The organism is Arthrobacter sp. CDRTa11, from assembly GCF_026427775.1.
Lineage (GTDB): Bacteria > Actinomycetota > Actinomycetes > Actinomycetales > Micrococcaceae > Arthrobacter.
In genome coordinates, this window is record NZ_CP044532.1 from 2,653,061 (window position 1) to 2,674,140 (window position 21,080).

The 21,080-nt window shown below is 65.2% G+C and carries 18 protein-coding genes and 1 pseudogene; 12 read left to right on the forward strand and 7 right to left on the reverse strand.

What is annotated here, in order from left to right; translation table 11 throughout:
* Window positions 1–71 precede the first annotated feature (71 nt).
* Both F8G81_RS11860 and F8G81_RS11865 read left to right on the forward strand, forming a co-directional pair.
* Window positions 72–1,577 (forward strand): CoA-acylating methylmalonate-semialdehyde dehydrogenase, encoded by a 1,506-nt coding sequence (locus tag F8G81_RS11860; RefSeq protein WP_267274943.1) that lies wholly within the window; start codon window positions 72–74, stop codon window positions 1,575–1,577.
* A gap of 7 nt (window positions 1,578–1,584) precedes the next feature.
* Complete coding sequence (locus F8G81_RS11865; RefSeq protein ID WP_267274944.1) at window positions 1,585–2,628, forward strand: NAD(P)-dependent alcohol dehydrogenase; 1,044 nt, start codon at window positions 1,585–1,587, stop codon at window positions 2,626–2,628.
* Window positions 2,629–2,735: 107 nt separating this feature from the next.
* Here the strand turns inward: F8G81_RS11865 and F8G81_RS11870 are convergent, their stop codons facing one another.
* On the reverse strand, window positions 2,736–3,353 hold the full coding sequence (locus tag F8G81_RS11870) for a TetR/AcrR family transcriptional regulator (RefSeq protein ID WP_267274945.1): 618 nt from the start codon (window positions 3,351–3,353) through the stop codon (window positions 2,736–2,738).
* 78 nt (window positions 3,354–3,431) lie between these two features.
* Between F8G81_RS11870 and F8G81_RS11875 the strand changes: the two genes are divergently transcribed.
* The 3 genes from F8G81_RS11875 to F8G81_RS11885 are packed head-to-tail and all read left to right on the forward strand — an operon-like array spanning window position 3,432 to window position 6,170.
* The gene (locus F8G81_RS11875) at window positions 3,432–4,427 is read left to right on the forward strand and encodes an NADP-dependent oxidoreductase (protein ID WP_267274946.1); all 996 of its coding nucleotides are present in this window, start codon (window positions 3,432–3,434) and stop codon (window positions 4,425–4,427) included.
* Window positions 4,428–4,476: 49 nt separating this feature from the next.
* Window positions 4,477–5,343, forward strand: coding sequence for an alpha/beta fold hydrolase (locus F8G81_RS11880; RefSeq protein ID WP_267274947.1), 867 nt, complete (start codon window positions 4,477–4,479; stop codon window positions 5,341–5,343).
* 32 nt (window positions 5,344–5,375) lie between these two features.
* A complete protein-coding gene (locus F8G81_RS11885; protein ID WP_267274948.1) occupies window positions 5,376–6,170 on the forward strand; it encodes a strictosidine synthase in 795 nt (264 codons plus the stop codon).
* Window positions 6,171–6,330: 160 nt separating this feature from the next.
* Here the strand turns inward: F8G81_RS11885 and F8G81_RS11890 are convergent, their stop codons facing one another.
* A complete protein-coding gene (locus F8G81_RS11890) occupies window positions 6,331–7,056 on the reverse strand; it encodes an SDR family oxidoreductase (protein WP_267274949.1) in 726 nt (241 codons plus the stop codon).
* Window positions 7,057–7,270: 214 nt separating this feature from the next.
* Between F8G81_RS11890 and F8G81_RS11895 the strand changes: the two genes are divergently transcribed.
* Window positions 7,271–7,876: a TetR/AcrR family transcriptional regulator gene (locus F8G81_RS11895; RefSeq protein ID WP_267274950.1), complete on the forward strand. Its 606-nt coding sequence runs from the start codon at window positions 7,271–7,273 to the stop codon at window positions 7,874–7,876.
* Window positions 7,877–7,964: 88 nt separating this feature from the next.
* On the opposite strand, the gene F8G81_RS11900 is transcribed toward F8G81_RS11895, so the two are convergent.
* Together F8G81_RS11900 and F8G81_RS11905 are read right to left on the reverse strand one after the other, a co-directional pair.
* Complete coding sequence (locus tag F8G81_RS11900; RefSeq protein WP_267274951.1) at window positions 7,965–9,374, reverse strand: aldehyde dehydrogenase family protein; 1,410 nt, start codon at window positions 9,372–9,374, stop codon at window positions 7,965–7,967.
* Between the two features lie 145 nt (window positions 9,375–9,519).
* A complete protein-coding gene (locus tag F8G81_RS11905; RefSeq protein WP_267274952.1) occupies window positions 9,520–10,107 on the reverse strand; it encodes a TetR/AcrR family transcriptional regulator in 588 nt (195 codons plus the stop codon).
* A 182-nt stretch (window positions 10,108–10,289) separates the two neighbouring features.
* Between F8G81_RS11905 and F8G81_RS11910 the strand changes: the two genes are divergently transcribed.
* The 5 genes and pseudogenes from F8G81_RS11910 to F8G81_RS11930 form a co-directional block, all read left to right on the forward strand.
* A complete protein-coding gene (locus tag F8G81_RS11910; protein WP_267274953.1) occupies window positions 10,290–10,634 on the forward strand; it encodes a cupin domain-containing protein in 345 nt (114 codons plus the stop codon).
* Between the two features lie 9 nt (window positions 10,635–10,643).
* The gene (locus F8G81_RS11915) at window positions 10,644–11,948 is read left to right on the forward strand and encodes a flavin monoamine oxidase family protein (protein ID WP_323809182.1); all 1,305 of its coding nucleotides are present in this window, start codon (window positions 10,644–10,646) and stop codon (window positions 11,946–11,948) included.
* A gap of 111 nt (window positions 11,949–12,059) precedes the next feature.
* Entirely contained in the window at window positions 12,060–13,538 is a 1,479-nt protein-coding gene (locus F8G81_RS11920; RefSeq protein ID WP_267274954.1) for an APC family permease, read from the forward strand.
* A 160-nt stretch (window positions 13,539–13,698) separates the two neighbouring features.
* Complete coding sequence (locus F8G81_RS11925; protein WP_267274955.1) at window positions 13,699–15,279, forward strand: HNH endonuclease signature motif containing protein; 1,581 nt, start codon at window positions 13,699–13,701, stop codon at window positions 15,277–15,279.
* Window positions 15,280–15,470: 191 nt separating this feature from the next.
* Window positions 15,471–15,906 (forward strand): annotated as a pseudogene (locus F8G81_RS11930) (integrase core domain-containing protein); the annotation flags it as partial.
* Window positions 15,907–16,072: 166 nt separating this feature from the next.
* On the opposite strand, the gene F8G81_RS11935 reads toward F8G81_RS11930, so the two are convergent.
* The 3 genes from F8G81_RS11935 to F8G81_RS11945 form a co-directional block, all read right to left on the reverse strand.
* Window positions 16,073–17,029 (reverse strand): helix-turn-helix domain-containing protein, encoded by a 957-nt coding sequence (locus F8G81_RS11935; protein WP_267274956.1) that lies wholly within the window; start codon window positions 17,027–17,029, stop codon window positions 16,073–16,075.
* Window positions 17,030–17,211: 182 nt separating this feature from the next.
* Complete coding sequence (locus F8G81_RS11940) at window positions 17,212–18,273, reverse strand: alanine racemase (protein WP_416377142.1); 1,062 nt, start codon at window positions 18,271–18,273, stop codon at window positions 17,212–17,214.
* Between the two features lie 62 nt (window positions 18,274–18,335).
* A complete protein-coding gene (locus tag F8G81_RS11945; RefSeq protein WP_267279196.1) occupies window positions 18,336–18,944 on the reverse strand; it encodes a TetR/AcrR family transcriptional regulator in 609 nt (202 codons plus the stop codon).
* Window positions 18,945–19,064: 120 nt separating this feature from the next.
* Between F8G81_RS11945 and F8G81_RS11950 the strand changes: the two genes are divergently transcribed.
* Entirely contained in the window at window positions 19,065–21,080 is a 2,016-nt protein-coding gene (locus tag F8G81_RS11950; protein ID WP_267274958.1) for a primary-amine oxidase, read from the forward strand.

A 21,080-nucleotide genomic window follows, 5' to 3' on the forward strand; every position in this document is an offset into this window, starting at 1 on the left:
TACCGTCCATATTCCGCCTGGGCACCAAAACTTCGTGAACCCCTTCGCTTATAAGGAGCTTTTCCGTGACCATGTCAACAACGACTACACTGATCAACCACTTCATCAACGGCGCGGAAAGCCCCGGTGAAGGCGACCGCACCCGGCCAGTGTTCAACCCGGCTACGGGTGCGGTGTCAGGGGAGCTGCGGCTGGCGAACCGTGCGGATCTTGAGGCCACGGTGGCCGCTGCCCGTGCCGCCGCTGATTCGTGGGGTGACATTTCGCTGGCGAAGCGCACGGCGGTGCTGTTCAAGTTCCGCGAATTGGTTGCTTCGCATGTGGATGAGCTCGCGGCGCTGATCACCGCCGAGCACGGCAAGGTCCTCTCGGATGCGAAGGGCGAGATCGCCCGCGGCCTGGAGGTGGTGGAGTTCGCCTGTGGGATCCCCACGCTGCTCAAGGGTGACTACTCGGACCAGGTCTCCACCGGGATCGACGTGTTTTCCTTCCGCGAACCGCTCGGCGTCGTCGCCGGCATCACCCCGTTCAACTTCCCCGTGATGGTGCCGCTGTGGATGGCCCCAATGGCGATCGCGACCGGCAACGCCTTCATCCTGAAACCGTCCGAACGCGACCCGTCAGCGTCGATGCTGCTCGCGAAGCTGTGGAAGGACGCCGGCCTGCCCGACGGCGTGTTCCAGGTCCTGCACGGCGGGAAGGAAACCGTGGACGGGCTGCTCACCCACCCGGACGTGGACGGAATCTCCTTCGTTGGGTCCACCCCCATCGCCCAGTACGTCCAGGAAACCGCCACCAAACACGGCAAACGCGTCCAGGCCCTGGGCGGGGCGAAAAACCACGCCATCGTCATGCCGGACGCCGACCTGGACAACGCCGCAGACCACCTCGCCGCCGCCGCCTTCGGCTCCGCCGGGGAACGCTGCATGGCCCTCTCCGTCGCCGTCGCCGTCGGAGACGCCGCGGACCTGATCGTCAAAAAGGTCGAAGAGCGCGCCCTGGCCGTGAAGGTCAACAACGGCACCGCACCCGGCGCCGAAATGGGCCCCGTCATCACGCCCGAGTCCCGGGACCGGATCGTACGGATCGTCACCGAAGCCGAAACCGCGGGCGCGGCGATGGTGGTGGACGGCCGGGACCTGGTGGTCCCCGGCCACGAGGACGGCTTCTGGGTCGGCCCCACCGTGATCGACCACGTCAAAACCGAAATGACCGCCTACACCGAGGAAATCTTCGGCCCCGTCCTCGTCGTCGTCCGCGTTCAGGACCTCGAGGAAGGGATCAGACTGATCAACGCCAACCCGTACGGGAACGGCACCGCCATCTTCACCTCCTCCGGCGCGCATGCCCGGAAGTTCCAGCGCTCCGTGAACGTCGGCATGATCGGCATCAACGTGCCCCTGCCCGTCCCCGTCGCCTACCACTCCTTCGGCGGCTGGAAAGCCTCACTCTTTGGCGACAAGCACATCTACGGCCCCGAAGGCGTCTCCTTCTACACCCGCGGCAAAGTAGTCACCTCCCGCTGGCCAGAACCCACCCACGCCTCCGGCGCCTCCTACAACTTCCCCTCCAACTAGGAAACCAATGCCTACCCTCGCCAAGGCCTACATCGCCGCATCGGCCACGTCGCCCCTGGAGCCGGGCACTATCGAACGCCGTGATCCGGGCGAGTTTGAGGTGCTGATCGCCATCAAGTTCACGGGGATCTGCCACTCGGACATCCATGCGGCGAGGGGCGACTGGGCCGGGGTGAAGTATCCGCTGGTCGTTGGGCATGAGATTGCCGGTGTCGTGGAGGCTGTGGGGGAGAAGGTCACGCGTCATGCGGTGGGCGACCGGGTAGGCGTGGGCTGTTTTGTGGATTCCTGCCGCGAATGCGTCAACTGCCGGGCGGGGGAGGAACAGCACTGCCTCGCCGGATCGGTAAGTACCTACAACTCGCTGGGCCGGGACGGCCTGCCGACCGCCGGCGGCTACAGCACCAGCATCGTGGTGGAAGAAAACTATGTGCTGGGGATCCCTGATGGAATCCCGCTGGAAGCCGCCGCGCCGCTGCTATGCGCCGGGATCACCATGTACTCACCTCTGCGCAACTGGGGCGCCGCACCCGGCAAACGCGTGGGGATCATTGGGATGGGCGGGCTGGGACACATGGGCGTCAAGATCGCGGCCGCCCTGGGCGCCGACGTCACCGTCCTCAGCCAGTCACTGAAGAAGCAGGATGACGCGCTCCGGCTCGGAGCACAGGGCTACCACGCCACCGCGGATCCTGGCACCTTCGAGGCCTTGAGGGATCATTTCGACCTGGTCATCAACACGGTCTCCGCCGAAATCGACGTCGACGAATACCTGTCGCTGCTCGCCGTCGGAGGGACCATGGTTATGGTCGGACTGCCGCCGAAGCCGCTGACCCTGCGTACCTGGTCCCTTGCAGGGTTCCGGCGCAACCTCACCGGATCCAAAATGGGCGGCATCCGCCAGACCCAGGAAATGCTCGACTTCTGCGCCGCCCACGGCCTCGGGGCCGAGGTGGAAGTTATTCCGGCAAGCAAGATCAACGAAGCCTACGAGCGCGTCCTCACCAGTGACGTGCGCTACCGCTTTGTCATTGACGCCGGAACGTTGTGAACACCCTCAGCGAAGCAGACCTGACGCTATGATGGCGTCCATCATGGCGCTTTCCGGCTGGTGAGGCTCCTCGGCCTAAGCGCAGGGAGGTTCCTGGACGTTCAATCTCAGCCCTGCGGCGGGGACTGACCCAGGACGGCCCGGATTTGCCCCTGAATGTCTGCCATGACGTCATCGACGGCACGGTCTCTATTGACCGTTCCGGTGATGCTGAGGTGGAGGACTGCCGTGATAACCCGCGCCAGCATCCGGGCGTCTCCGGCGCGTATTCGTCCGTCTCGCCCGAGCAGGGCGCGGAGGCCATCCTCCAGCCGGGCCGCCAGCGTTAGGCCTTCCCGCCGATACGGTTCGGTAGGGTCTCCGGATACCAGCTCGTTCAGATAAAAGCGGCCGTTCTCAACATGCTCGAGCACGCAGATCACCACGGGGTGGAGCAGCGCCAGCACTGCGTCCAGCCTGCCCTTAACGGCCGCTGCCGCACTCAGACCATCATCGATCGCCGTCGCGAATTTCTGGTTCTGCACCATGATTAACAGCTCCGCCTTGGTCGCGGCATACAGATAGAGCGTTCCGATGGCTATATCGGCCCGGTCCGCAATCTGCTGGGTTGTCACGGTACCCACATCGTGCAGCGCGAACAGTTCGCCGGCGGCTGCCCTGATTCTTTCCTTCTTGTCCTGCTTAGAACGCTCCCGACGTCCCAGGGGCGACGCGCTTAGGCTCATGACGACCTCCTTGACATTAATATTGAGTGGACTCATAATTGAGTATACTCACCAACGAAGCCGAAAAGGAGCCGGACCATGAAAGCGTTCGTCATCAGGAAGTACAAAGGCCCACTGCAGGAATCGGATGTGCCCGAGCCCACCATGGGGGACCAGGATGTGCTGGTACAAGTGCAGGCAGCAGGTTTGAACGTGCTTGACGAGAAGATCCGTGCGGGTGAATTCAGGCAGATCCTGCCGTACAAGCTTCCTTTGATTCCGGGCAACGACGTGGCCGGAACCGTCATCAGCGTTGGCTTGAAGGTCCGCGCATTCAAACCGGGCGATGAGGTTTACGCACGGCCCCACCAGGACCGGATCGGCACGTTCGCCGAGCGGATCGCCGTTGCGGAGGCTGATCTGGCGCTCAAGCCGGAATCGATCAGCATGGAGGAGGCAGGCTCCCTTCCACTGGTGGCGCTGACTGCTTGGCAGGCGCTCGTTGAGCGCGGCCAGGTTCGGCCCGGGCAGAAGGTCCTGATCCACGCCGGCGCCGGCGGAGTTGGGTCCATCGCCATCCAGCTGGCCAAGCATCTCGGTGCAACAGTGGCCACCACAGCCAGCGCGGCCAACCTGGACTTCGTGCGGGAACTCGGCGCCGACACTGTCATCGATTACCGCAGCCAGGACTTCGAACAGCTACTGAGCGGCTATGACCTGGTCCTGGACAGCCTTGGCGGAGAAAACCTTCAGAAGTCCCTGCGCGTGCTCAAGCCCGGCGGGAAGGCGATCGGGATCTCCGGGCCTCCCGACCCGGCATTTGCCCGTGAGGCAGGCCTGAATCCGGTGCTCCGCCTTGCCGTCGCGGCCCTGAGCGCAGGCATCCGCCGTCAGGCCAGGAAGCTGGGCGTCGGCTACGAGTTCCTGTTCATGCGCGCCAGCGGCGACCAGCTGCGCCAGATTACCGCATTGATCGAGGACGGCACCCTGCGTCCCGTCGTCGGACGGGTCTTCCCCTTCGACCGGACCGTTGAAGCCTTTCAGGGCCTGGAAAAGGGCGGCATCCGCGGCAAGGCCGTGATCAGCATCCCTTAACCGCGACAGCGCAACCCACCGCAGCAACCCTCATCACAGGAGCACCATCATGAATACACAGGAAACCCCGCAAGAGCCCGTCATTACCTCCTACGCCAATGCCCCGGCCCGTACCATCAGCGCCGGCGGCGTGAGCTACGCCTACCGTGAACTTGGGCCCAGGGGCGGCGTTCCGGTCATCTTTTTCGTCCACCTCGCGGCAACCCTGGATAACTGGGACCCCCGGATCATCGATCCCATCGCCAAAAATCATCACGTCATCACGTTCAATAACCAGGGTGTCGGCGCCTCCACCGGACAGGTGCCCGACAGCATCGAGGCAATGGCAGATGATGCCTACTCGTTCATCACAGCCCTCGGGCACCAGAAGATCGATATCTTCTCCTTCTCCCTTGGCGGCATGGTGGCCCAGGCCCTGGTCCTCAAACACCCCGGCCTCGTCCGCAGGCTCGTCCTCACCGGCACCGGACCCAAGGGCGGAAAAGACATGGACAAGGTCATCGGAACCACCTACTTCGACATCCTCCGCGCAGCCCTGACCCGGGCCGACGCCAAGGAATTTCTCTTCTTCAACCGTGACGCCGAAGGCAAGCGGGCCGCGAAGGCATTCGTGAAACGGCTGGGGGAGCGTACGGAGCACCGCGACGCCCCTATCAAGATCAAAGCCTTCCAGACCCAGCTCAAAGCAATCAGCAAGTGGGGGCGCGCGACGCCTGCTGACCTGTCCACGATCACCCAGCCCACCCTGATCGCCAACGGCGACAACGACCGCATGGTCCCCTCGGTTCTCTCCGAGGACCTTCACCGCCGCATTACAGATTCCGAACTGATCATCTACCCCGGCTCCGGCCACGGCGGCATCTTCCAGTTCCACGAGAAGTTCGCCCCCGTCGCGGCCGAGTTCCTCGCCCGCTGACAGCAACCGCAGCCCACTGAAAGGACGGGCACATGCCCACAACGATTCCGCACAAAAAGAAGCCATTCGCATCGTCGATCCTGCTATGGATCCGCAGCGACCAGCCCCGGCAGCAGGGGATGGACTACTGGAAGGGTCCCCACTCCACGATCATCTCCCCGACGCCGGGGTTCGACGAGTACCGCCAGATCCACCTTGCCGCGACCAATCCTGGGTTGTGGCCCGCCACCCCCGGCGTCCAGACCGCCATTCCCGAAGACCGGCGGATCGATGGGGTGGCCGAGGTTACCTTCACCTCCATCCTCTCGCCATTACGGGGACGGAAGCAGACCCGCCTCGCCTACCAGGACGAGATCAACGTGTTCCGCCGAACCCTGCTCTACGCCGGGCCGCCGAACTCGACTCGCTGGTACGACGTCGCCGGCCCCGGCCAGAAGACCGGGGCGCGGGCCCTGATCTACCTCAGGAGGCGGGAGGGCACCGGCACCCGTGCGTTCCGGAAGTTCATCACCGACGAGCTTGTCTCCACGATCGCGAACACGGGCGCGATGACAGAACTCCGAACCCAGGTATTCATGCCCTGGAACGAAAAGCTCTGGGCCACCCCGAACGTCACCCACGACAACCCTTCCGACCAGAGATTCCACGCCTCGCTGAGCCTCGGCTTCAACGACGCAGCCACCCGCGCGGCATTCTTCGCCGGCGACGAGATCGCCGCGCTGTCGGAGAGGCTACCGGGCTACGCCTCCGCCGTCCACGGCTACGACGTGTCCGCGGCCCTGACCTATGTGATGGATGGCCACATCCTCCCGCACTACCAGGACTAGCCTGGCTACTGCCCCTGCAGGATGCGGGGGGATCAGACTCAGGGCATGTCAGCTCATGGGGGATGTAGGCTATGCACGCGAGACTTTTGTGGTCCAGACGTCCGCTACGCCTTCAGGCTTGTTCCCTCCACCTAGTCCTGGTGGGCCAGCCGGGTTGCTGTTATGAATGGCTCGCCGTCTTCGTGCCCGTCAGTTCCGGGTAGAGTGCCTCGATCGGAGCGCTGAGCCCGGCCTTGAGCTGGACGGATGTCTCATCCGCGAGGACTTCGTACTCGCCCGCTTCGACGGCATCCAGGACGGTGCGGACCAGATCGGCCGGGTCCATCTTGGGATCGGTGGCGTGCGCAGCCATGGCAGTGTCCACCCACCCGACGTGAACTCCCACCACATGGACTCCCGCGGGCGCGAGTTCGAGGCGCAGGGAGTTGGTGGCCGACCAGAGGGCTGCCTTGGTGGCGCTGTAGATTCCGGCGACGGCGTACCAGCTCAGCGCGGAGTGGATGTTGATGATCGCCGATTCATCCTTCGCTGAGAGGATCGGCGCGAAGGCGCGGGCAAGGAACAGCGGACCGAGGAAGTTGGTCTCAACGTTGGTCCGGATTTCCTCATCGGTGTGGCTGAGGATCCCGGGGCTGGAAACGTTGGCTCCGGCGTTGTTGATCAGGACTGTGACATCGCCGGCCGCCAACACGGCTGCCTGGATGGAGGCGGGGTCGGTGACGTCGAGGGTGAGCGGGACGATGCGCTCGTCCTCCCAGGTTCGGGGCGTGCGGGCGGTGGCGTAGACCTTGCTGGCGCCTCGGGCGAGGGCATCGTGGACAAAGTGGGTTCCGATGCCGCCGTTTGCTCCGGTGACGAGGACAACTGCTCCATTGAGTGAGGGCATTTTACGAACTTTCTTGTGACGGTTGCATCCGCACCGGTCGGCGCGGCTGGTGTTGATGGGTAAAGCTCCGGGGCACGTGGTTAGGCGTGTGCCAGCACCGCCCCCCAAGGGCTTCGTACCGCCGTGGGAGAATGGGCTAATAACCTTGAGCCCATCAGCAGTGACTGTACTCATAACTGAGCATGATCAGAATGTATTCCCGGAGGAGACCTTTATGTCTGTCGCCCCTCAATCGGTTGGCCGGCGTGAGCGGAACAAGCAGGAGAAACTGGACCGCATCACGGCCGCCGCACTGGAGCTCTTTTCCCAGCATGGTGTCGATGACGTCACCACCCAGCAGATTGCCGACAAGGCCGATATTGGCACCGGGACCTTGTTCCTGTACGCCAAGACCAAGGCTGAACTGCTCCTGCTGGTCCAGAACTCCGCCTACGCCGAAGCGCTGGTGAGTGGCAAAAAAGCCGCCGAAGGGACCCCTGATGTATTTCAGGCAGTCATGGCCATCGTCCGCCCTGTGGTGGAGTGCAACCGCAAGCAGATCGACAATGGCCGGACATACCTTCGCGAAGTGGTGTTCGGAGACCCCGAGGAGCCGCACCACCGAAGCGCCCTCACCCTGACTGTTCAGACCGAAGAGGCCATTGCGGAGGTGTTGCGGCGGGACCCGCGCGTCGAGGCCGGGCATGCTGCAAAGCTCGCGCACCTCGTCTCCGCGGTCATGTTCATCAGCATGGCTGCCACCATCAACATCTCGGCCTCCGTTGAGGAGATCCTCTCCGAGATCTCAGACCACGTGAAGGCCGTGCTGCCGGCACAGTAAATGTGCGCCGGGCCACCTTGCCCAGAATTCAACAAAGCCGCGCCCCCTGCTGAGGGGGCGCGGCTTTTGGTGGTACAGCGGGCGCAGCTCAGCCGTTGATGACCTGGGGAACGCCGAGCGCTTTCAGCCCTTCGACGCCGAACTCCAGACCGTAGCCTGATTGCTTGGCACCGCCGAACGGGACGCGGGGGTCCACGGCGCCGTGCTTGTTGATCCAGACCGTGCCGGCGTCGAGGCGGGCGGCAACCTTGCGGGCTTCGGTGACGTCGGCGGACCAGACGGAGGCGCCCAGGCCGGCGTCGAGCCCGTTGGCCATCTCCACAGCCTCGTCTACGGTGCTGTAGCGGATGATCGGCAGGGCGGGGCCGAACTGCTCCTCGGTCACCAGCGGATTGTTGTTGTTAATGTCCGCCACCAGCGTGGCGGGGTAGAAGAAGCCCGCCTGGTCCGCGTCCGGGTTCCCTCCCAGCAGTACACGAGCGCCGGAGCCGCGCGCAGCTTCAACGAGCCGCGCCACGACCTCGAACTGCTGCCTGTTCTGCAGCGGGCCCAGGACGTTGCTTTCCTCGAGTCCCACGCCCATCGGCATAGCTGCGGCCACCTTGGTGAGCTCGTCGCAGACGGCGTCATAGATGTCGTCGTGGACGTAAAGGCGCTTCAGCGCAGCGCAGGTCTGGCCGGTGTTGATGAAGGAGCCCCAGAAGAGGCCCTCGGCAATCGCGGCGGGATCGGCGTCGGGCAGGACAATGCCGGCGTCGTTGCCGCCCAGCTCCAGGGTGAGCCGCTTCACGGTATCCGCCGAGGACCTGATGATGGCCTGTCCGGTGGCGGTGGAGCCGGTGAACATGATCTTGCCGATCGCCGGGTGTTCGGCCAGCCGCGCCCCCACCTCCGGGCCGCCGGACACAACGGTCAGGAGACCCTCGGGCACTTCCTGGTTCAGGACGTGGACCAGGGCAAGGACGCTGAGCGGGGTGTATTCGGAAGGCTTGACCACCACGGCGTTGCCCATCCGAAGTGCCGGGGCGATCTGCCAGATGGTGATCATCATGGGCCAGTTCCATGGGCCGATGGCACCGACGACGCCGATGGGCCGGTAATGCAGCTCGGCGTACGTTTCGCCGTCGTCCACCACCGTCTCGGGTTCCAGGGGTAGGGTGGCGGCTGCCCGCAGCCAGGCGGCGCAGGCGCCCACCTCGAACCTGGCGTTCGGGCCATTGAGGGGTTTTCCTTGCTCGCGGGAGAGCAGCCGGGCGAGTTCCTCGGCTGAGCGTTCGACGGCGTCGGCCGCCTTAAGGAGCGCGGCGGACCGGGCGTCGTGGCCCAGTCCGGCCCAGGCCGGTTGCGCAGCCTGGGCGGCGGCAACCGCCTTCTCAAGGTCTTCAATGCTGTGGACCGGCGCCTGGCCGACAACCGTGCCGGTGGCGGGGTCGAGGATGGTCCGGGTTTCGCCAGAGTCCGGGGTGATCGAGGCCAGCAGGGCGTCGTACGTTTCCATGGGTTACTCCACTTCGAGTAGGCAGTGCGCACCGGCCGGCATGGCCTGAGGCTATGCCCCGAGTCTGCCCCGCCGCCCACGGGCAGTCTTGTATCTCCGCGAATGGAGGTTGACGTGAAGCGAACAGTTGCCCAGGGGTTCCCTTTTAGTGTTGCGGGCCCGTCCGGAGGAGCAGCACTTCGTGGACTTCCTCGAGGGACGCCGCGATGAGTGCGCGGTCCACACCCGCGAGGTACTGGAGCACCAGGCCGTCCAGCGCGGCGAAGAGTGTCCGGGCCACAACACTCACGTTCTCCGTGACTCCGGAGGCCATGAGGCCCTCGGCCAGGGCGTTGACGTAGTTCTCGTAGAGGGAGGTGACCGCGCCCGCCAGCTCAGGCCGGCGGCGGGCCTCGAGGATCATCTCGTATTGGAAAACCTGGAGTTCCGGTTCGGCCAGCAAGAGCTCCAGCAGTGACTTCGTGAAGGAATGCCCCACGGCTGCCGCTTCCCGCAGCTGTGACGCATTGATGGACTGGTCCGCCGCCCAGTCCAGCGCCGCGGCGATCAACGCGTCGCGGGACCCGAAATGGTGGGCCACCAGTGTGTTGTTCACCCCTGCGGCTTCCGCCACCGAACGATATGTGAGCCCACGCAGGCCTTTGGCCGCCACCACTCCGACGGCTGCACGGAGCAGGGCTTCCTTGCCGGTCCCGTATTTGGATGGAGCGGCAGGGGCGTCGGAGCTTTTCATACGCCGAGTCTAGCCATTGCCTCCAGCTTCAGGCAGCGCCTCTTGACTTAAACTAAGCAAGTGCTTAGATTCGATTCACAAGTGATGCGGATCACTGTTTGCCAGTACCGCATCGCTGCCCCATCTGAAACTCCCTTACCGCCCCGGCCCAACCGCCGGTACCGTCCCCCTTGGAGCCCAACGTGTCAGAAACTCCTGCTTTCACCACTTCCTCCGCCCTCGACCCCCACAAGAATGAATCCTTCGAACTTGGCCAGGTCCAATGGGTCCGCCGCTTTGGGGAGGGCGGCCGCCCGGACCTCGCCTGCGGATACTGGCACGTCACTCCAGCGGAGGCGCCCGAGCCCTTCGACCTGGTGATCCACGCCGACGAGACCATTTCCCTTGTTGAAGGGCACCTCCGCATCGATCTGGAGGACGGGGACTCCTATGACCTGACCGCCGGGTGCGCAGCGTCCTTCAACAAGGGAGTCCGCACCAGGTGGGAAGTCCTGGCGCCCACCGTCGAATTCTTTGTGTACTCCTAGGGGGCTGCAGTGGACGAAGATCTGTACGACGTTGTCGTGGTCGGGGCCGGCTTCGCGGGACTCACGGCCGCCCGCGAACTCAGCAGGCAAGGACTGTCCGTCCGTATCGTGGAGGCCCGCGACAGGATCGGAGGACGAACGTGGCTGGACCGCCGGCTGGGGCGCGACCTGGAAATCGGTGGCACGTGGGTGCACTGGACCCAGCCCTATGTCTGGGCCGAACTGAAGCGCTACGGCCTGGACACTACGCCAAGCCCCGAGCCGGAACGGGCCTTCTGGTGGGGGGACGGGCGCCGCCATGAGGGCGGGCCGGAGGAGTTGCTCGGGCTCATTGGCGGGATGAACGGCGAATTCGTGAAGTCCTCCCGCGAGTACTTTCCGGAGCCGTTCAGGCCGCTGTCCCGCGACAATTTCAAGGCAATCGACGATGTGTCCGTCCAGGACCGGATCCGCGCCCAGTTCCCTGCCGGCGCCCAGCGTGACATCCTGGAGTCCTTTTGGACCTTAAACTTCAACGGTCCGCTGGCCAATGCGGCCCTGACCCAGGCCCTTCGCTGGGTGGCCCTGACCAACGGGGACTGGACGGTCAACTTCGAGGCCTGTGCCACCTACAAGATCGTCGGCGGCACTGCTGCCCTCGCCGACGCGATCCTGCGGGACTCGGGGGCCGGCGTCGAACACGGTTTCACGGTAGGCCGTGTGCACGACGCCGGCACCTCGGTGGCCCTCCACAGTACCGACGGACGGACCGTCGGCGGGCGGACCGCGATTATCACCGTGCCCCTGCATGCCATGCGTGCGGTGAGCTTCGAACCGCCGCTGTCCGCCGCCAAGAACGAAGGACTCAGCCTCGGCCAGGTGTCCAAGGGAGCCAAGGTCTGGATCAGGCTGAAAGGGGAGCACCCACCCTTCGTTGCCCTCGGCGGCGCCGACTGGCCCCTGAATTTCTTCCAGGCGGAATACGGCATCGACGGCGACACCATCGTGGTGGGATTCGGTCCGGACGCCGCGAAAATCGATGTGGAGGACGCGGCAGCCGTCCAGGAGCAGCTGGCGCGCCTTGTCCCGGAAGCCGAAGTGGCGGGCGTGGCCAGCCACAACTGGGTGGAGGATCCGCTGTCCGGTGAAACGTGGCCCATGCACGCCACCGGATTCCTGTCCCGGCATCTGCCCGCCATGCAGGAAGCCCATGGCCTGGTCCGGTTTGCAGGCTCGGACATCGCCAACGGCTGGGGCGGTTTCATCGACGGCGCCATCGAGAGCGGCATGGAGGCCGCTCTCACCACTGCTGCTGCGCTGAGGAACAACAACTGATCGCTGCTCGACAAGGCGAACCACGCGTCCGCTGCCATGCTGGATTTCACGCTGCCTTCCCCCTCGGGTGGCACCCTTTCCCCAACACTCATGACCGTTAAGAAGGATCCAATGAGTATTTCGAATTCCGAGTCCCGGACCACCGAAGCCGCTCCGCGCACCGAGCACTCAACAGCCCTCCGCGCCGGCAGCATCGGCGTCATGGGCATCCTGTTCTTTGTCCTGTCCGCCCAGGCGCCCCTCACCGGGATCGTCGGGGCCTCGCCGCTCGCGGCCGCACTCGGCAACGGCGCCGGTGCCCCGGGTGCCTACCTGATTGTTGGCATCGTGATTGTGATCTTCGCGGTGGGCTTCGTCGCGATGAGCCGCAAGATCCAGGCCAACGGCGCCTTCTACGCCTACGTCACCGCCGCGTTCGGGCGGAAGATCGGCGCCGGCGCGGCCTGGCTTGCGTTGCTGGCGTACAGCACGGTCCAGGCCGCCATGTACGGACTCTACGGCGCCGCGTTCTCCGGCCTGCTGGCGTCAATCGGACTGGAAATTCCCTGGTGGCTGCTGGCTCTGGTGACGATGGCCGGCGTCCAGGTCCTGGGATCCCTGAACATCGAACTTGGCGCCAAGGTCCTGGCCCTGCTGGTGGGACTGGAGGTGGCCGTCCTGCTGATGTTCGGCTTCACCGTCCTGTTCCGGGGCGGTGGTCCCGAGGGCCTGAGCCTGGCCGCGTCCTTCTCGCCGGAAGCCATCGCGTCCGGTGCGCCCGGTGTTGCCATCATGTTCGCGGTGGCCTCCATGTTCGGCTTCGAATCCACGGCGATCTACTCCGCCGAGGCCAAGGATGCCCACAAGACGGTGGCCCGCGCTACCTATCTGTCGGTGGGTGTTATTGCGGTGTTCTTCTCCTTCATCTCGTGGATGCTGGTCAGCTACTACGGCCCGTCCCAGGTGATCGATGCCGCCGGTGCGGCCCTGGAATCCGGCGACTCCACCGCCTTTGTCCTGACGCCCATGGTGGAGCTGTTTGGGCCCTGGGCGGGAGTGACCACCGGCATCCTGTTGGTTACCTCCCTCCTTGCCGGGATCATCGCTTTCCACAACGGCATCAACCGCTACCTCCATTCGCTGGCTCTGCGCGGTTCCCTGCCCGCAATCGTTGCCCGGACCAACCGGCACCAGGCACCCGCCGCGGCTGCCTGGATCCAGACGGCGACCGCCGTCGTACTGTTGGCGCCCTTCGCCGTTCTGGCACTGGACCCGGTCTTGACCCTCTTCTCGTGGTTCAGCGGGCTGGCGGTTGCGGCACTCCTGGTGCTGTACATGCTCTGCTCCCTCGCCGTCGTCGCCTTCTTCCGCCGCGAACGGGTTTCCGGGCAGCTCTGGCAAACCCTGTTGGCCCCGGCGCTGGCGTCCGTGTTGCTCGCCTGGGTCCTGTATCTTGTGGTCAGCAACTTCACGTCGCTGATCGGCGGCAGCGCAGAGACGGCAGTTGCCCTGCTGGTGGCGGTTCCGGTGTTGTTCCTGGCCGGTGTGCTGGTGGAAGGCCAGGTGGAGCGCCGCCGGGTGGCTGCCACCCTGGGGCACTCCGTCAGTTAGGTCAGACAAATGAACTCGAGGCGGATCGAGCACGAGCGGGGCCGATAATCCCCGCAGCAGCTCAGTGCGTCTTCCTGCTGCGTTTGCGGGTGCGGGACGTCTCCGGGAGCAGGCGAGGTTCGGGACCGTTAATGTCGGTGCCCACTGACAAGCTAAGGGTATGGACAACGGGGACGTCGTGGAGGCAGTAGACGCACCTGGCGCTGCCTTGGTCCTGATCGAAGCAGCCTCCTCCTCTGCCGACACAGGTTCTGATTCTGGTTATAGTTCTGGCGCTGACTTTGATGCTGAGCCAGGCTCTGGCGCCGGTTTTGATCCTGACGCACGTTCTGATCCGTTGCGGGATTTGGCCGAGGAATGCCTGGCCGACATGGCGGAGGCTGCCCGTGATGAGGCCCGGGCCGCTGCCCGGAAGGCCCGCGCGGCCGCCGCCTACGCGGACGCCTGCCGCCGCCTGCTTCCCCCGTCGGCCTCGCTGCACGACCAGTCTGTGGCGGAGATGGGCATGGTCGCGGAGGTCGCCTGTGTCCTGACCATCAGCGAAGGCACCGCCTCAGCCTTCCTGGTCCAGTCCCGCCAACTGAGCACCGAACTGCCCCGCACCCTGACAGCCCTACAGGCCGGGGCCATCTCATGGCAGCACGCCCGGATCCTCTGCGATGAAACCACCGGCCTGGGCCCCGCCGGCGCCGCAGCCCTCGAAACCCACTTCCTGGACCCCGACGCCCCGAACGCCGCCCGCAGCTGCCTTGCCGGGGACCTCACACCCTCCCGGTTCCGCGCCAGGGCCCGGACCTGGCGCGAACGCCACCACCCCGTCTCCATCGAAACCCGCCACACCAAGTGCGTCCTGGACCGCCGGGTCGAATACACCCCGGACCGCGACGGCATGGCCTGGCTCTCCGCCTACCTCCCCGCAGACCAGGCCGCCGCCATCTGGGAACACACCACCACCACAGCCCGGGCCCTCCAAAGCCCCACCGAATCCCGCACCCTCACCCAACTCCGCGCCGACACCCTCGCCACCGCACTCCTCAGCGGAGAAACCACCACCAGCGACAGTGGCCCACTCCTTGATGGTGGGAGCAGCGGCGGCGGCAGCAACGGAATTACCAGCTGGCATAGCAACAGCGGCTCACTCATTGGTGGAGGAAGCGCCACGGGCGCAAATAGCCTTGCCGATCGCGCCGGAGAGCGCACAGCCGGGCAGGTCCCGCCGCCGCGGGCCCAGGTACTGGTCACCGTGCCTGTGTTCTCACTGCTGGGCCTGACCGATGAACCTGCCACCCTCGACGGCCACGGCCCCATCCCCGCCTCCATGGCCCGGAACCTGGTCGCCAACGGAGCCGGCTCCTTCCACCGCGTCCTGACCGACCCTCGCGACGGCGCACCACTGGAAATCGGCCGAACCAGCTACCGGCTCACCACAGCAATGCGCCGCTGGCTCAGACTCCGCGACGCCAAATGCCCCTTCCCCGGCTGCAACAACCACTCCCTGGACAACGATGCAGACCACCTCCTGGCCTGGGCTGACGGCGGCACCACCGGAATCAGCAACCTCGGCCAACCCTGCCGAAAACACCACCACCTCAAACACAACACCGCCTGGCAACCAACCCCAGCCAGCAAAAACGAACCACCCGGCTGGACCTCACCCACCGGCCGACACTACAAAAGCGAACACCAAGACTGGGAACCACCCACCTGGCCGGACAACTCACTCACCGAGCGTCTCACCTGACGTGAAGCCCTGATCGGGTATGAGCCGCGCCAACCGTACGAACCCGACTCGGGCCTGAGTCGCGCCCGCCGCACCGAACCCGACCGGGGCTGGACCACGCCCTCCATCCGACCCAAGCCGGTTCCGGACGATGCCCCTTCCTGACGAGCGCCCTCGCCCCAGAAGACTGGCACCGTCACGAACCGGCGCCCGGGATACGCTACCTTCACAACGCGGTCGACGACCACTCACGGTTTGCCTACACCGAGATACTGCCTGACGAGAAGGAGACCGCAGCAGCGTTCTGGAAACGGGCCAACGAAGCCTTCGCAGCCGCCGGCATCACAGTGGCGCGGGTCCTGACAGACAACGGCTCCTGCTACCGCTCCCGCCTCTTCGCCCAAGCCCTCGGCCCGGACATCAAACACAAACGGACCCGTCCCACCGGCCCAAACAAATGGCAAGGTCGAACGGTTCAACCGCACCATGCTCGAAGAGTGGGCATACGCAAAACCCTACGGATCAGAAAGCGAGCGAGTCGCCGCCTGTCCATCCTGGCTGCACCACTACAATCACAGCCGAGGCCACACCTCACTCAAAGGTCAGCCACCGGCCAGCCGCGTTACCAACCTCCCTGGGTACACCTAGGTGCCCCCTGGGGGAAGCAAAACCGGCCACGGCCCGGCGCGGAAGTACTCCGCGTCCGGCCATTTGCTTACACCGGATGCTTTCCATTGAACGATGTTTTACCGCCCGACTGCGGCAGGTCGCTTATCGCTCTGCGGTGGCGGTTATTTAGGCTGGGCAGGGCCGGTCAGGCGCTCCGGCGCCAGTCGCTGGGGGAGACGCCGAAGGCGTCGCGGAAGATACGGCTGAAATGCGCTGCGTCGAGGAAACCCCAACGGGCAGCGACGGCGCCTACTGACTGACCGGCATGCAGCGGATCCCGCAGTTCGCGGCGAGCACCCTCCAGCCTCTGGGTCCTGATCCAGCTGGCCACGGTGGTTCCGGATTCGTGGAAGACGTTGTGCAGGTGCCGCGTGGAGACGAAATGCGCGGCCGCAATGCTGGCCGGTGACAGCAGCGGATCGGACAGGTTGGCCTCGATGTATTCGCGCACCGACACGGCCAGGAGGGCCTGCGGCTTCATCCGGTCCGGGGCGATGTCCATTTCGGCGTGCAGCATGGTGGCCACGAGGTCCAGGGCGTTTGTTGCCAGCCGCGAACCGCTGGGTCCGCTCAGGACGTCAAGGTTCTCTGAGAGTTGCCGGATGAACTGCCCCACAATTCCGCTGAGGCCGGTGCTGCCGGCCATTCGAACCGCCGCGAGCTGGCCCACATAGTCGGTGGGCAGTGAGAGGGCATCGCAGGGGAACATGACCACCATCATCCGGGCCTCTTCCTCGAAGGCGAGGGTGTAGGGGCGGCTGGTGTCGTAGATGGCCAGGTCGCCGGGCTGGAGAAGGGCCTCGCGGTTGTCCTGGATCAGCAGTCCCGTGCCCTCCAGCTGGAGGTTGAGCTTGAAGTAGCGTTCGCTGGTCTGGGCGATCAGGGCAGGGGTGCGGTGGACCTCATGGGAGGAGGCGGAGACTTCGACGACGGACATCCGGTCCAGCACGCGGGCGCGCATCTGCCCGCGGAACCCGTCAACGTCTGCTGTCCTGGCTGCGAGTGGCACAAAGGACTCCGCAACAAGGTGTTTCCAGTGGTCAAACGTCAGCGCAACGCTGGACGTGAGGTTCTGGCTGGCGGGCTGGACTGCAGCTGGCATGGATGTTCCTGACGACGGATGGCCGCTTAGCGTGGGTTCCCCCATGGCTGTGTCCTGAGACACAGTCCACTCAGGGTAACGCCGGAACGGTCTTTTTTCAACGCTTGGCGAAAAAAGACCTTCCGCCGCCGGGCGTCGCCGGCTTGCGGGTTGCCGGTGCCCGGTTGCGGGGTTACCGGCGGCTACTTGTTCCTGCCCCTCGCCACGACGTCCCAACGGTCCACGAGGGTGCCACGGCTGGTTACCGCGACGTCGTCCGCCAGGTTGATCGCCAGGCAGACGTGGTTGGGGATAACGCGCACCCCGTCACCGAGGGCCGGCTTGACTGTGCTTTCAGACCATTCCACGGTGGCATGGCGCTCTGAAAGGGCAGTGATCCGGGCATCCGGGTGGTCCATCAGGCGCCCGAAGCCGGTGGCCCATGCGGGCCTGTCGCTGCCCAGGATCTTGCTGCCGGCGTCGATGATGAAACGAGCAGGGGCATCCGGGGACGTCTCATGGTGGCTCACCACCGTGGCAGCGACCGTCAGCGCAATGTCCTCCACGGCGCAGCGTCCAAGCTCCAGCTGCTGCGCATCGCCGAAGACGTAAACCCCGGGCCGCACTTCCGTGGCCACAGACCCCTCGGTCAGCAACGCCGTCGGGGTGGATCCTCCGCTTCGGCAGGTGGCCTCGAACCCTGCCGCCGCCAGTGATTCGGCTGCCAGGAACAGCGCCTGCTGCTCCTGTGCGGCGGCCTCTGCCGGCATTCCAGGGGCGTAGCTGTGGCCGGGGAAGGTGAAGACGCCCGCAACCTGCAGTCCGGCCCGCGACGCGGCTTCGGCAACCGCCGCCGCTGCCTCTGGCATGGTGCCGCTGCGGTGATGGCCGCTGTCGATCTCAACCAGGACACTGACCCTCCCGGACGCTTGCCCGAGGCCTGATCCCAGCCTGGTGGCCCCCGCTGCGGAGTCCACGCCCACCGAGATCCTCGCGGTTGACGCCAGGCGCCGGAGCCGCTCAGCCTTTTGGGTTGAAATCCAGAGCGGGTAGGCGATGAAGATGTCCTCGATTCCTGCCTCAGCGAACACCTCCGCCTCGCCAATGGTTGCCACGGTCAGGCCGGCTGCCCCGGCGGCCATCTGCCGGGCCGCGATCTCGATGATCTTGTGGGTTTTGGCATGGGGGCGAAGGGTGAGGCCCTTGTCCCGGACAGCAGCAGCCATCCGCTCGATATTCCGTTCAAGGATGTCGAGATCGATCATGATCTCCGGAGTATCGATCTCAGGGGGAATGGTCACGTCGGAGTTCTCCTGGTTGGGCTCAGTTATCGGGCAAGCAGGGCAAGAAACCCCTCCAGCTGATCGGCAAGGCCGGTACTGGCACGGGCACCGGCACCGGGACCGGGACCGGGACCCAATGCTGCCCCGATCTGTGCGCCCAGCAGCATGTTCAGGAGCTGGCTCGCCAGTGTGGCGTCGTCGACGTCTGCCTTGACGTCCCCCGCCTCCCGCGCCTGCGCGAGGTATTGCCGGATGGCGGCAAGCCACTCATCCATGGACTGCCGGTGGATCTCCGCCTTCTGCGGATCGTTGACAGCCTTCTGCCAAAAGGGGATGACGATCCGCGCCTCGTTCACCCGTTCCTCGTCCAGGGGGAGCACCTCCAGGCAAAAGGCCCGCAATGCGGGCAGCCCGGATTTTCCTTCTGTCACTGTGGCTATGCGCTGGTTGGTCCTATTGAAGACGTGCCCGAACGCGAATTCCAAGAGGTTGTCCTTAGTGGGGAAGTACGGCTTGAGCGCGCCATTGGCGAAGCCTGCCTCCAGCGCAATTTCCCGCATGGTGGCGCCTTCGATGCCCAGCCGGGCGATGATCCGCCACGTGGCATCCACCAGTTCCAGCCGGCGTTCGTCATGGTCAACAATCTTTGGCACGGCGGCCGCTCCCGGAAATATTTCGCACAGACTCTTGTGAGCCATCTTACGTACCGCTTATTCTCTACAAGTATAGAAAATAAAAACGCGACCAGCCATGGTCCCGGACAAAGGTCACCCATGACGCTTGCAGCAGCTGACACCGCAACCCCGTACCGCCTGGCATCAGCCGGCGAGGTCACCGAGGTCCAGGCCATCCTTCACGCTGCCGGCCACCTGGGCCCGGAGAAGCGCATCGCCTATCTGGGCCTGCTTGACCCCGCCCGTGGGGCTGCCGCCATGAGGACTGTCGACGGCGGGGCTGCCGTGGACGACGGGACTGCCGACGGCGATGCTGACGCCGCCGTCGCGGGCCCTGACGGGGACCGCCGGTTCCGGATCTTTATCCATGACATCTCTGGAGGAGCTCCCGCGGACGTAGTGGTCTCCGTGACCCGCCGGGAGGTGGTGTCCGCCGTCGAACTGGATACCGGGATGACCGGCGAACTGCCGGTCCTGGAAGAGGAATTTGAGGTGGTGGAGCAGCTCCTGGCCGCGGATGACCGCTGGCTAAAGGCGCTGGCGGACCGCGGGCTCGACGTCACCAAGGTACGCGTTGCCCCGCTCTCCGCAGGGGTTTTCGAGTACGCCGAAGAGAAGGGCCGGCGCATCCTGCGTGGCCTGGCCTTTGTGCAGGATTTCCCGGAGGACAGCGCCTGGGCGCATCCCGTGGACGGGCTGGTGGCCTACGTCGATGTCGTCAGCAAGGAAGTCACCCGGGTCATCGACCTCGGCGCGATGCCCATCCCGTCGGAGCACGGCAACTACACCGATCCGGAACTGACCGGGCCCCTGCGTACCACCCAGAAGCCCATCAGCATCACCCAGCCCGAAGGCCCCAGCTTCACCGTGACCGGCGGAAACCACGTGGAGTGGGAAAAATGGAGCGTGGACGTCGGCTTCGATGTCCGCGAAGGAGTTGTGCTCCACAACCTCGCCTTCCAGGACGGTGGCCGAAAGCGTCCCATCATCAACCGGGCCTCGATCGCCGAGATGGTGGTCCCGTACGGCGATCCCTCACCCATCCGATCCTGGCAGAACTACTTTGACACCGGCGAATACCTCGTGGGCCAGTACGCCAACTCCTTGGAGCTCGGCTGCGACTGCCTGGGCGACATCACGTACCTCAGCCCGGTGATCAGCGACGCCTTCGGCAACCCCCGGGAGATCCGCAACGGCATCTGCATGCACGAGGAGGACTGGGGCATCCTGTCCAAACACTCCGACCTCTGGACAGGGATCAACTACACCCGCCGCAACCGCCGCCTGGTGATCTCCTTCTTCACCACCATCGGCAACTACGACTACGGCTTCTACTGGTACCTCTACCTGGACGGCACCATCGAGTTCGAAGCCAAGGCCACCGGCGTCGTCTTTACCTCTGCGTTCCCCGAGGGCGGCTCGGACAACATTTCCCAGCTGGCACCCGGCCTTGGCGCACCCTTCCACCAGCACCTCTTCAGTGCCCGGCTGGACATGGCCATCGACGGCTTCACGAACAGGGTGGAAGAGGAGGACGTGGTCCGCCAGCCCATGGGCCCGGGCAATGAGCGCGGCAACGCCTTTTCCCGGAAGCGCACCCTCCTGACGCGTGAAGGCAGCCGGGAGGCCGACGCCCGGGCAGGGAGGACCTGGATCATCTCCAACCCGGAGTCGAAGAACCGGCTGGGCGAGCCAGTGGGCTACAAGCTGCACAGCCAGAACCAGCCCACCCTGCTGGCCGATCCGGAATCCTCCATCGCCCGCCGTGCCGCCTTTGCCACCAAGGACCTGTGGGTCACCCGCTACCGAGACGAGGAACGCTACCCAACCGGGGACTTCGTGAACCAGCACTCCGGCGGAGCCGGCCTGCCCGCCTATATTGCCCAGGACCGCGACATCGACGGCCAGGACATCGTCCTCTGGCACACCTTCGGCCTCACCCACTTCCCCCGCGTGGAGGACTGGCCCATCATGCCCGTGGACACGGTCGGCTTCAAGCTCCGCCCCGAAGGCTTCTTTGGCCGCAGCCCCGTCCTGGATGTTCCTGCCAACGCAAGCCAGGCCTCAGGCACCTGCCACAGCGCCGGCGGCGGCAACGCCGGCTCCTGCCACTAG